Source organism: Micromonospora sp. SYSU B005 (assembly GCF_055362685.1).
Map to the genome: position 1 here is coordinate 127,572 of NZ_JAXCFU010000005.1, position 12,047 is coordinate 139,618.

A 12,047-nucleotide genomic window follows, 5' to 3' on the forward strand; every position below is an offset into this window, starting at 1 on the left:
TCACACCTCCCTGGAGTCCGGGCCGGCGACCACGTTGGCCGGCTCCCGCTCGGCGAGCACGCGCTTGGTACGCGGGCTCGGCGGAACCTGAAGATCCATCGGCGGCAACGGGAAGCTGCCGTACGGCCGGGTGTCCGCCTGCTCCTGCAGCGACGGCTTCGGCTCCTTCTTCCGCGACGGCCAGAAGAGCGTGGCCAGCAGCAGCACGCCCGCGCCGACGGCGGTGACGAGCAGCCGGTCCCGGGTCTGCCAGTCCTCGATCGAGCGCAGCCCGGCGAGCACCATGATCCAGACCAGGTTCAGCGGCAGCAGCACCTTCCAGCCGAACCGCATGAACTGGTCGTACCGGAGCCGGGGCAGCGTGCCGCGGAGCCAGACGAAGACGAACACCAGCATGATGACCTTGCCGAAGAACCACAGCATCGGCCACCAGCCGTCGTTGGCGCCCGACCAGATGGTGATCGGCCACGGCGCGTGCCAGCCGCCGAGGAACAGCGTCACGGTGAACGCCGACATGGTCACCATCGCGACGTACTCGCTGAGCATGAACAGCGCGAACTTCAGCGAGCTGTACTCGGTCTGGAAGCCGGCCACCAGCTCCGACTCCGCCTCGGGCAGGTCGAACGGCGCCCGGTTGGTCTCACCGACGATGGCGATGAAGAACATGATGAAGCTGGGCAGCAGCAGGATCGCGTACCAGCCGGGCGCGGCGAGGTCGAAGCCGCCGATGCTCAGCCGGGTGCCGTCGCCCTGCGCGGCGACGATCCCGCTCGTCGACATGGTGCCCGCGGTCATGAACACCGCGACCACGCTCAGGCCCATGGTGACCTCGTACGAGACCAGCTGGGCCGCCGAGCGCAGACCGCCGAGCAGCGGGTAGGTGGAGCCGCTGGCCCAGCCGCCGAGCACGATGCCGTACACGGCGAGCGAGGAGAAGGCCAGCACCACCAGCACCGCCACCGACACGTCGGTGACCTGCAGCGGCGTCCGGTGCCCGAAGATGCTCACCATCGGCCCGAACGGGATCACCGACAGCGCGGTGACCGCGCAGACCACGGAGATCACCGGGGCGAAGAAGTAGACGACCTTGTCGGCCTTGCGCGGGAGGATGTCCTCCTTGAAGGCCAGCTTCACGCCGTCGGCGAGCGTCTGGAGCAGACCGAACGGGCCGGCCTGGTTGGGGCCGGGCCGCACCGCCATGCGGCCGACGACCCGGCGCTCGAACCAGACGCCGAGCAGCGTGGCCGCCACGGCGACGACGAACGCGAACAGGATCTTGCCGAGGACCAGCCACCACGGGTCCTTGCCGAAGTCGGCAAGCGTCGGGTCCTGCGCCGCGAGGATGACGGGGTTCACTGCACCCACCTTTCGTTCCCGACTGCGGAGACGCTCACCACGTCGCCGGACGTCGCGCCGAGGCCGCGCCGCACGGTGGAGCCGGGTGAGTTGGTCGGCAGCCAGACGACGCCGTCGGGCATCTCGGTGATCGCCGCCGGCAGCGTGATCGCGCCGCGGTCGGTGCCCACCGTGACCGGGTCACCGTCGGCGACACCGAGCGCCTCGGCGGTGCCCTTGCCGAGCCGGACCACCGGCGGGCGGGCGGTGCCGGCGAGGTGCTCGTCGCCGTCGGTGAGGCTGCCCAGGTCGATCAGCTGGTGCCAGGTGGCGAGCACCGCCTCGCCCGGTCCGGGCTGCCGAACGGCGGCCGGCTCGACCGAGGGCGCCGACGGACGCTCGACCCGGGTGCGCGGCAGCGCGCCCAGCTCGCGCCGGATGCTCGGCACGTCACCGGTGCCCAGCCGCACGTCGAGCTGCGCGGCGAGCGCGTCGAGGATGCGGGCGTCGGTCATCGCGCCGGTGTCCAGCACCTTCTCGAACGTGCGCAGCCGGCCCTCCCAGTCCAGGAAGCTGCCGGCCTTCTCGACCACCGGCGCGACCGGCAGGACCACGTCGGCGCGGCGGGACACCGCGCTCATCCGCAGTTCCAGGCTGACCAGGAACGGCACCGCGTCCAGTGCGGACTCGGCCAGGCGCGGGTCGGCCAGGTCGGCCGGGTCGACGCCGGCCACCACCAGGGCGCCGATCTGGCCGTTCGCGGCGGCGGTGAGGATGCCGTCGGTGTCGCGGCCGGCCTGGCTGGGGATCACCCCGGCCGGGATGTCCCACGCCTCGCCCAGCTCCGCGCGCGCGGCCGGCTCGGTGACGACCCGGCCGCCGGGGAGCAGGTTGGGCAGGCAGCCCGCGTCGACAGCGCCGCGGTCACCCGCGCGCCGCGGCACCCAGACCAGCCGGGCACCGGTACGCCGGGCGACGTCCGCCGCCGCCGACAGGCCGCCCGGCACCTCGGCCAGGCGCTCGCCGACGATGAGGATCGCGCCGGGCTGACCCAGCGCCTCGGCCACCGTGGCGTGCTCGGCCAGCACGCCGGCCTCCTCGCCGGGCACCACCCGGGCCAGCTTGGCCCCGAGCTTCTCCAGGCCGCGCGTGGCGAACGGCGCGAGCGCGTACACGGTGAGCTTCTTCTTCAGGTACGCCTTGCGCAGCCGCAGGAAGAGGATCGGGCACTCCTCCTCCGGCTCCAGGCCGACGAGCACCACGGCGGGCGCGTTCTCCACGTCCGTGTAGGTCACGTCGGTGACCCCGGCGACGCTGCTGGCCAGGAAGTCGGCCTCCTCGCGGGAGACCGGGCGGGCCCGGAAGTCGATGTCGTTCGTGTGCAGCGCGATGCGGGCGAACTTCGCGTACGCGTAGGCGTCCTCGACTGTCAGCCGGCCGCCGGTCAGCACCGCCGTGCCGGTCGCGCCGTCGCGGGCCGCGCGCAGTCCTTCGGCGGCCCGGGTCAGCGCCTCGCTCCAGGACGCCTCGCGCAGCTCACCGGTCTTCTCGTCGCGCACCATCGGGGTGCTGATCCGGTCGAACGCGCGGGTGTACTGGAAGCCCCAGCGACCCTTGTCGCAGTTCCACTCCTCGTTCACCGCCGGGTCGTCGCCGGCCAGCCGGCGCAGCACCTTGCCGCGCCGCCAGTCGGTGCGCTGGGCGCAGCCGGCCGAGCAGTGCTCGCAGACGCTGGGCGTGGAGACCAGGTCGAACGGGCGGGCCCGGAACCGGTACTGCGCGCCGGTCAGCGCGCCCACCGGGCAGATCTGCACGGTGTTGCCGGAGAAGTAGGAGTTGAACGGGACGTCACCGGCGTCGCCGTCCTCGCCGTACTCCTCGTCCCGGTAGATGTTGATCTCCTCGTGCGAGGAGCGTCCCATCAGGTCGATGAACTTGTCGCCGGCGATCTCCTCGGAGAACCGGGTGCACCGCTGGCAGAGCACGCAGCGCTCGCGGTCGAGCAGCACCTGGGTGCTGATCGGCAGCGGCTTCGGGTACTCCCGCTTGTGCTCGTGGAACCGCGAGTCCGTCCGGCCGGTGGACATCGCCTGGTTCTGCAGCGGGCACTCGCCGCCCTTGTCGCACATCGGGCAGTCCAGGGGGTGGTTGAGGAGCAGCAGCTCCATCACCCCCTCCTGGGCCTTCTTGGCGACCGGGGAGGTGAGCTGCGTCCGCACCACCATGCCGTCGGCGACGGTCTGGGTGCAGGAGGCGACCGGCTTGCGCTGGCCCTCCACCTCCACCAGGCACTGCCGGCAGGCGCCGGCCGGGGCCAGCAGCGGGTGGTCGCAGAAGCGCGGGATCTCGGTGCCGAGCTGCTCGGCGACGCGGATCAGCAGCGCGCCCTTGGGCGCGGTGACCTCGACGCCGTCGATGGTCAGCGTGACGGTCTCGGTCTGCTTGGCTACGTCGGTCATCAGCGTCGCCTTCCAATCGCGACTGCGGGACTCGCAAGCTCGTTCCTCGCGCTCATCAGTGAGCTCCAACCAGAGACTTGTCGGAGAGCTTCGGCGCGGTACGTCCCTCGATGTAGTCGAGGTAGTCCTGCTTGAAGTACTTCAGCGACGAGGTCACCGAGCTGGTCGCGCCGTCACCCAGACCGCAGAACGAACGGCCGAGGATGTTGTCGCAGGTGTCGAGCAGGGTGTCCAGGTCCTCGTGGGTGCCCTGGCCGGCCAGGATGCGCCGGTAGACCCGGACCATCCAGTAGTTGCCCTCCCGGCACGGGGTGCACTTGCCGCACGACTCGTGGTGGTAGAACTCCAGCCACCGGTAGGTCGCGTACACCGGGCAGTCCTGGTCGGAGAAGATCTGCGTGGCGGTGGTGCCCAGGATCGAGCCGGCCGCCGCCACCCCCTCGAAGTCCAGCGGCACGTCCAGGTGCTCGGCGGTCAGCAGCGGCGTCGACGAGCCACCCGGGGTCCAGAACTTCAGGTTGTGCCCGGGCTTCATGCCGCCGGCCAGCTCGATCAGCTCGCGCAGGGTGATGCCCATCGAGCACTCGTACTGGCCGGGGTTGTCGATCCGGCCGGACAGCGAGTAGATCATCGGGCCGGACGACTTCTCCGTGCCCATCGTCTTCCACCAGTCCGCGCCACCGAGCACGATGTACGGCACGCTGGCGATGGTGCCGACGTTGTTGACGACGGTCGGGCTGGCGTACAGGCCGTGGGTCGCCGGGAACGGCGGACGCAGCCGGGGCTGGCCGCGGAAGCCCTCCAGCGAGTCCAGCAGCGCGGTCTCCTCACCGCAGATGTACGCCCCGGCGCCCGAGTGCACCACCAGGTCCAGGTCGAAGCCCGAGCCGAGGATGTTCCGGCCGAGGTAACCCTTGGCGTACGCCTCGTCGACGGCGCTGCGCAGCCGCCGGGCGGCGTGCACGGCCTCACCGCGGATGTAGATGTACGCCCGGTTGGCCCGGATCGCGTACGAGGCGATGATGACGCCCTCGACCAGCGAGTGCGGGTCGTGGGTCATCAGCGGCAGGTCCTTGCAGGTGCCCGGCTCGCCCTCGTCGGCGTTCACCACCAGGTAGTGCGGCTTCCCGTCGCCCTGCGGGATGAAGCCCCACTTGAGACCGGTCGGGAAGCCCGCGCCGCCCCGGCCACGCAGTCCGGAGTCCTTGACCAGCTGGATCAGGTCGTCCGGGTGCGCGTTGAGCGCCTTGCGCAGGGCGGCGTAGCCGTCCAGCTTCTCGTAGGTGCCGAGCCGCCACGCGTCCGGCGAGAGCCAGCGCTTGGTGAGCACCGGCGTGAGCTTGGCCAGCGTCTCCGGCCGAGGAGTGGTCACTTCCGGACCCCCGTTCCGCTCGCGTCCGCCGGGTCGGCGCCGTCCGCGCCCGTACCGGACTCCGCTTCCTTGAGGTTGCGTTCCTGCGCGCCGGCCGCGTCGCCGGCGGGCTTGCCGTCACCGGCCGGCGGGTTCGACGCCACGCCGGCCGCCTCCGCCGCCCGCGCGTCGCGCGGCGCCGGTGCCGGTCCGTCCACCGGGACCTTGGTGCCCGGGGCGTCCGGCGCCGGGGTGCTCGCGTCCGGCTGCCGGGTCTCGGCGGTACGCACCTGCGGCGACTTGGCGTCCGGCGCCTTCACGTCCGGCGCGGTGCTGCCGGTCGCCGCCTCCGGCTTGGCCGGCTCGGGCGCGGGGGCCGGCTTCGCGGCCTCGGCCTTCGCCTTCGCCTCGGCGGCGGCCCGGTCGGCCTCGGCCTTGCTGCGGATCGGGGTCTTCGGGTCGAAGCCCGGCACCGAGACGCCGTGCTGCTCGGCCAGGCGCAGACCGCGCAGGCTCGGCTCGCCCGGCCCGCCGTCGGCCACCGCGCCGTCACGCTCGTCGGCGAAACCGGCGAGCTGGACCGCCATCTCCTTGAGCGTGCACAGCCGCGCCCCGCGGGTCGGCATCGGCCGGCCGCCGGCACGCAGTTCCTCGACCACGTCGACAGCGGCCTGCGGCTCCACGTTGTCGAAGAAGTCGTAGTTGACTGTCATCACCGGGCCGTAGTCGCACGCCGCCAGGCACTCGGCGTGCTCCAGGGTGATCTTCCCGTCGGCGGTGGTCTCCTCGTGCCCGACGCCGAGGTGCTCGGCCAGGGTGTCGTAGACCTTCTGCCCGCCGAGCACGTCGCACATGGTGTTTGTGCAGACGCTCACCAGGTAGTCACCGGTCGGCTTGCGCTTGTACATGGTGTAGAAGGTGGCGACGGCGCCGACCTGGGCCTTGTTGAGCCCGAGCACCTCGGCGCAGAACTCGACACCGGCCGGGGAGACGTAGCCCTCCTCGGACTGGACCAGGTGCAGCAGCGGCAGCAGCGCCGAGCGGGACCGGTCCGCCGGGTACCGGGCGATGATCTCCCGGGCCCGGGCGCGAGTCGTTTCGGTAAAGCTCATCGGTCACAACCACCCATCACGGGGTCCAGCGAGGCGCCGCCGGCGATCACGTCGGCGATCAGGCCGCCCTCGGCCATCGCCGGGAGGGCCTGGAGGTTGACGAAGCTCGGCTCCCGGTAGTGCACCCGGTAGGGCCGGGTGCCGCCGTCGGACACCGCGTGCACGCCCAGCTCGCCGCGGGGCGACTCGATGCCGACGTACACCTGGCCCGGCGGAACCCGGAAGCCCTCGGTGACGAGCTTGAAGTGGTGGATCAGCGACTCCATCGACTGACCCATGATCTTGGCGACGTGCTCCAGCGAGTTGCCCATGCCGTCCACGCCGATGGCCAGCTGCGCCGGCCAGGCGATCTTCTTGTCGGACACCATCACCGGGCCGGGCTTCAGGCGGTCCAGCGCCTGCTCGATCAGCTTCAGCGACTCGCGGATCTCCGCCACCCGGACCAGGTAGCGGCCCCACACGTCACCGTCGGTGTGCGTCGGCACGTCGAACTCGTACGTCTCGTAACCGCAGTACGGCATCGTCTTGCGCAGGTCCCAGGCGAGACCCGCGGACCGCAGCACCGGGCCGGTGACGCCGAGCGCCATGCAGGCGGTCACGTCGAGCACCGCGACGTGCTGCGTACGCTCCAGCCAGATCGGCTGGCCGGACAGCAGGTTCTCGTACTCCTTGAGCCGCTTCGGCATCAGCTGGAGGAAGTCACGGATCTTGCGGATCGCGTCGTCCGGCACGTCCTGCGCCACACCGCCCGGCCGCACGTACGCGTGGTTCATCCGCAGGCCGGTGATGGTCTCGAAGATGTCGAGGACGTACTCCCGCTCGCGGAAGCCGTACAGCATCATGTTGATCGCGCCCAGCTCCATGGCGGTGGTCGCCAGCCAGACCAGGTGCGACGAGACCCGGTTGAGCTCCATCATCAGCACGCGGATGGTGGTGGCCCGCTCGGTGATGTCGTCGGTGATGCCGAGCAGCTTCTCCACCGCGAGCGCGTACGCCGTCTCGTTGAACAGCGGCGAGAGGTAGTCCATCCGGGTCACGAACGTCGAACCCTGGACCCAGTTGCGGTACTCCAGGTTCTTCTCGATGCCGGTGTGCAGGTAGCCGACGACCGAGCGGGCCTCGCGGACCGTCTCACCCTCCAGCTCCAGGACCAGCCGCAGCACGCCGTGGGTGGACGGGTGCTGCGGACCCATGTTGACGACGATCCGCTCGTCGTTGATCGGGTCCGTGCCGGAGACGACCTCGTCCCAGTCCCCGCCGGTGACGGTGAAGACCTTGCCCTCGGTCGTCTCGCGCTCGGTCGCGTAGTTCGACGTGGTCATTGGTACGACCTCCTACGGTCCGGCGGGGGGATCTCCGCACCCTTGTACTCGACGGGGACGCCGCCCAGCGGGTAGTCCTTGCGCTGCGGGTGCCCCTCCCAGTCGTCCGGCATGAGGATCCGGGTCAGGGCGGGGTGGCCGTCGAAGACGACGCCGAACATGTCGTACGTCTCCCGCTCCTGCCAGTCGGCGGTCGGGTAGACGGCGGTGACGCTCGGGACGTGCGGGTCCTCGACGGAGACCGCCACCTCCAGCCGGACGATACGGCGGTAGGTCATCGAGGTCAGGTGGTAGACCACGTGCAGGCGGCGCTCCTGCGCGCCCAGGTAGTCCACACCGGACACCGAGGAGCACAGCTCGAAGCGCAGCGCGAGGTCGTCGCGCATCACCTGGCAGACCTCGGCGATCCGCTCCGGGCGGACGTGCAGGGTCAGCTCGCCCCGGTCGACCACGACCTTCTCGATCGCGTCGCCGAAGTCCGGGTACGCCTCCTCCAGCGCGTCCCGCACCTCGTCGAAGTAGCTCCCGTACGGCCGGGCCGCCTCCTCGATGGGCTTGCGCGGGCGGACCAGGCCGCCGTAGCCGGAGACGTCACCGGTGCCCTGGTTGCCGAACATGCCCCGGCCGGCCGGGGCGGCCGGCGGGTACTCCGCCGGGGCGGTGGAGCTGGCACCGGCCGGGGTGGTGGGTACCGGCACCCCGCCGTCGTTGTTCTTGTCGTTGCTCATTTCGGGCCCCTATGCGACGCCTGAAGGTGGTTCTGCGCCTTCATCCAGTTCTCGATCCGCAGCTGCTCCTCACGCCCCTCGCGGACCGCCTTCGTCCACTCGGCACGCCGGGCCTTGTCGCTGCGGTACGACGAGGGCATCGAGCCGTACGGCACCACCGGCACGTCGCCGCGCGCCTGGCGGGCCTCCAGCATCTTGCGGCCGTTCGGGCCCAGCGGCTCGTGCATGATCTTCTCGCGCAGCTTGAGCACCGCGTCGATGAGCATCTCCGGCCGGGGCGGGCAGCCGGGGAGGTACATGTCGACCGGTACGACGTGGTCGACGCCCTGCACGATGGCGTAGTTGTTGAACATGCCGCCGCTGCTGGCGCAGACGCCCATCGAGATGACCCAGCGGGGCTCGGCCATCTGGTCGTAGATCTGGCGCAGGACCGGGGCCATCTTCTGGCTCACCCGGCCGGCCACGATCATCAGGTCCGCCTGGCGGGGCGAGGCGCGGAAGACCTCCATGCCCCAGCGGCCCATGTCGTAGTGCGGGCCGCCCGCCGCCATCATCTCGATGGCACAGCAGGCCAGACCGAACGTGGCGCCCCAGACCGAGGTCTTCCGCGTCCAGTTGACCAGCTTCTCGACGCTGGTGAGCAGGACGCCGGAGGGGAGCTTCTCCTCGATGCCCATCTGCTACCTCCTCAGTCCCAGTCCAGGCCGCCGCGACGCCAGACATAGGCGTACGCGACGAAGACCGCGACGATGAACAGGACCATCTCCACGAAGCCGAAGATCGGCAGGGCGTCGAAGGAGACCGCCCAGGGGTAGAGGAAGATGATCTCGATGTCGAAGACGATGAAGAGCATCGCCGTCAGGTAGAACTTGATCGGGAACCGGCCGCCGCCGACCGGCTGCGGGCTCGGCTCGATGCCACACTCGTACGCCTCGAGCTTGGCCTTGTTCAGACGCCGCGGGCCGGCGAGTCGGGCAGCGGCCACGGAGAACAGCGCGAACGCCGCAGCGAGGGCGAACAGCCCGATGATGGGTGCGTAAGGAGAGAGCGTCATCGTTGTCCCCTGCTCGTCCTTCCCTGACCTCGGTGGTTGGCCAAAATCACACTATTCACGTCCCTCACGACCTCGGTCGGCGGGGTCGATCTCTGTCCGGCCCGTGGGCGTTCCGCCTCGGGCCGGTCGTCTCCTACACGGCCGGGGCCACCTTCGTCATCGCGTTGATGACCCGGTCCATCGCGTCCCCGCCGCGCGGGTCGGTCAGGTTGGCCAGCAGCTTGAGCACGAAGCGCATGAGCATCGGGTGCGGCATGCCGTGCTTGGTCGCCATCCGCATGATCTCGGGGCGGCCGATGAGCTTCACGAAGACGCCGCCGAGCCGGTAGTAGCCGCCGAAGCGGGCCTTCAGCTCCTGCGGGTACGCCATCAGCGCCCGCTCCCGCTCCGCGCCGGCCGGGCGGGCCAGCGCCTGCACCACGACCTCCGCAGCCATCTCGCCCGACTCCATCGCGTACGCGATGCCCTCGCCGTTGAACGGGTTGACCATGCCGCCGGAGTCACCGACCAGCAGCACACCGCGGGTGTAGTGCGGGACGCGGTTGAAGCCCATCGGCAGCGCGGCGCCGAGGATCGGACCCTCCGCGTTGGACTCGTCGGTCATCCCCCAGTCCTCGGGGGTGTTCGCGAGCCAGTCGGTGAGCAGCTTGCGGTAGTTCGTCTTGCCGAACGCCGAGGAGGAGTTCAGCACGCCCAGGCCGACGTTCACCCGGCCGTCACCGAGGCCGAAGATCCAGCCGTAGCCGGGCAGCAGCGCGTCGCTGCCCTTGGCCCGCAGCTCCAGCCAGGACTCCAGGTAGTCGTCGTCGTGCTTGGCGGGCGAGCGGTAGTAGCGGCGGACGGCCACGCCGATCGGGCGGTCCTCCCGCTTGGCGAGCCCGAGCGCGAGCGGGAAGCGGCCGGAGACGCCGTCGGCGGCGACCACGAGCGGCGCGTGGAACGTGGCGGGTTCCTTGTCCGGGCCGACCTCGGCCTGCACGCCGATCACCCGGTCGTCGGCGCCGAGCACCGGCCCGAGGACGTTGACGCTGGTCTGCAGCTTCGCCCCGGCGGCGACCGCACGCTGGGCGAGCAGGTCGTCGAAGTCGAGCCGGGTGCGCACCAGGCCGTAGTTGGGGAAGCTGGCCAGGTCGGGCCAGTCCAGTTCCAGGCGTATGCCGCCGCCGATCACCCGGAGGCCCTTGTTGTGCAGCCAGCCCGCCTCGGGCGAGGTGTCCACGCCCATCCGGATCAGCTGCCGCACGGCGCGGGGCGTGAGCCCGTCGCCGCAGACCTTCTCCCGGGGAAACTCCGTCTTCTCCAGCAGCAGCACGCGTACGCCGTGCCGCGCCAGGTGGTACGCCGTGGCCGATCCTCCGGGACCGGCGCCCACGACGATGACGTCGGCGTCGTTCTCCACCGCGGTCATCCGCGCCTCCTCCCGCATGCTCGTGAAATGCTTCACAAGCCGATCCGGTTGGAGTCTATGACCGGCGTTACACCAGTACGCGCTGAGGGGGGCCTAACTTCGCGGAAACGCGCCGGTAAGAGCGTCGAGACCGGTCAGGGGCGCGCCTGCGCGGCCGGTCCGAGCCCGGCGTCGAGGCGGATGGCCTCGGGCAGATGGTCGCGCAACGCGCCACCGGCGGCCCGGTCCAGCGCGGCGAGCACCTCGGCGACGACCTGCCGGACATCTGCGGGATCCGCGCCGGCCAGCTCGCGGAGCTGCGCGATCAGCTCGGCGGCGTCGTCGCCGGTGGCGGCCTGGTCTGGTCCCGTCATGGGGGCGAGCCTACGGGACAAAGTAGACCAAAATCGGATATTCACGAAATGACCAGCGTCGGCTGGTCGGACGGTCAGTTTCGGACGGCCCGGTGCAGCGCCACGACGCCGCCGGTCAGGTTGCGCCACGCCACCCGGCCCCAGCCGGCCGCGCCGATCCGCGCGGCCAGCGCCGCCTGGTCCGGCCAGGCCCGGATCGACTCCGCGAGATAGACGTAGGCGTCCGGGTTGCTCGACACCGCGCGGGCCACCGCCGGCAACGACCGCATCAGGTACGACAGGTAGACCGTGCGGAACGCCGGGTTCACCGGAGTGCTGAACTCGCAGACCACCAGCCGCCCGCCCGGCCGCGTCACCCGGGCCAGCTCGGCCAGCGCCGCGTCGGTGTCGTTGACGTTGCGCAGCGCGAAGGAGATGGTCACCGCGTCGAAGCTGGCGTCGGCGAACGGCAACCGCAGCGCGTCCCCGGCCAGCAGCGGCACCGACGGGCGGGTGCGCTTGCCGGCGTACAGCATGCCCAGCGACAGGTCCGCGCCGACCGCGTACGCCCCGGAGTGGGCCAGTTCCTCGGTCGACACACCGGTGCCGGCGCCCACGTCCAGCACCCGCTCACCCGGGCGCAGCCCGAGCGCCGCCCGGGTGGCCCGCCGCCACGACCGGTCCTGACCGAACGAGAGCACGGTGTTCGTCAGGTCGTAGCGGGCGGCGACGCCGTCGAACATCGCGGCGACCTCGTGCGGCTGCTTGTCCAGGCTGGCGCGCTGGCCCTGCGGGGTACGGCTCACCCCTCCACTCTGCCAGCCGCGCCGCCCCCGCCTCCCCCCGGGTCAGTCGCCGGTGCGCTCCTTCATCGATCCCGGCAGACGGCAGGGGCGGGATGGTCACCCATCCCGCCCCTGCCGCGGTGCGTTATATGAACGGCCCT

General features: G+C 71.1%; 11 protein-coding genes. All 11 read right to left on the reverse strand.

The genetic code is table 11. The annotated features are described in order from the left end of the window. On the reverse strand, positions 1 to 1,356 hold the full coding sequence (gene nuoH / locus SM452_RS14210) for an NADH-quinone oxidoreductase subunit NuoH (RefSeq protein ID WP_262016133.1): 1,356 nt from the start codon (positions 1,354 to 1,356) through the stop codon (positions 1 to 3). Beyond that, the gene (locus SM452_RS14215; RefSeq protein WP_262016134.1) at positions 1,353 to 3,794 is read right to left on the reverse strand and encodes an NADH-quinone oxidoreductase subunit G; all 2,442 of its coding nucleotides are present in this window, start codon (positions 3,792 to 3,794) and stop codon (positions 1,353 to 1,355) included. Before SM452_RS14215 ends, nuoH begins: the two co-directional genes overlap by 4 nt. A 55-nt stretch (positions 3,795 to 3,849) precedes the next feature. After that, positions 3,850 to 5,166, reverse strand: coding sequence for an NADH-quinone oxidoreductase subunit NuoF (gene nuoF, locus SM452_RS14220; RefSeq protein WP_463840073.1), 1,317 nt, complete (start codon positions 5,164 to 5,166; stop codon positions 3,850 to 3,852). Further along, entirely contained in the window at positions 5,163 to 6,257 is a 1,095-nt protein-coding gene (gene nuoE / locus SM452_RS14225; RefSeq protein WP_355512866.1) for an NADH-quinone oxidoreductase subunit NuoE, read from the reverse strand. Before nuoE ends, nuoF begins: the two co-directional genes overlap by 4 nt. Further along, positions 6,254 to 7,579, reverse strand: coding sequence for an NADH-quinone oxidoreductase subunit D (locus tag SM452_RS14230; RefSeq protein WP_120572080.1), 1,326 nt, complete (start codon positions 7,577 to 7,579; stop codon positions 6,254 to 6,256). The genes nuoE and SM452_RS14230 overlap by 4 nt, the downstream gene beginning before the upstream one ends. Then, entirely contained in the window at positions 7,576 to 8,307 is a 732-nt protein-coding gene (locus SM452_RS14235; protein ID WP_402810385.1) for an NADH-quinone oxidoreductase subunit C, read from the reverse strand. The genes SM452_RS14230 and SM452_RS14235 overlap by 4 nt, the downstream gene beginning before the upstream one ends. Continuing rightward, complete coding sequence (locus tag SM452_RS14240; protein ID WP_013283602.1) at positions 8,304 to 8,984, reverse strand: NuoB/complex I 20 kDa subunit family protein; 681 nt, start codon at positions 8,982 to 8,984, stop codon at positions 8,304 to 8,306. Before SM452_RS14240 ends, SM452_RS14235 begins: the two co-directional genes overlap by 4 nt. A gap of 11 nt (positions 8,985 to 8,995) precedes the next feature. Beyond that, complete coding sequence (locus tag SM452_RS14245; protein WP_013283601.1) at positions 8,996 to 9,361, reverse strand: NADH-quinone oxidoreductase subunit A; 366 nt, start codon at positions 9,359 to 9,361, stop codon at positions 8,996 to 8,998. A gap of 133 nt (positions 9,362 to 9,494) precedes the next feature. Next, positions 9,495 to 10,769 (reverse strand): geranylgeranyl reductase family protein, encoded by a 1,275-nt coding sequence (locus tag SM452_RS14250; protein ID WP_030273587.1) that lies wholly within the window; start codon positions 10,767 to 10,769, stop codon positions 9,495 to 9,497. A 134-nt stretch (positions 10,770 to 10,903) separates the two neighbouring features. Continuing rightward, positions 10,904 to 11,122 (reverse strand): hypothetical protein, encoded by a 219-nt coding sequence (locus SM452_RS14255; RefSeq protein WP_262016138.1) that lies wholly within the window; start codon positions 11,120 to 11,122, stop codon positions 10,904 to 10,906. A gap of 74 nt (positions 11,123 to 11,196) precedes the next feature. Further along, on the reverse strand, positions 11,197 to 11,907 hold the full coding sequence (locus tag SM452_RS14260) for a demethylmenaquinone methyltransferase (RefSeq protein WP_091414513.1): 711 nt from the start codon (positions 11,905 to 11,907) through the stop codon (positions 11,197 to 11,199). Between the last annotated feature and the right edge of the window lie 140 nt (positions 11,908 to 12,047).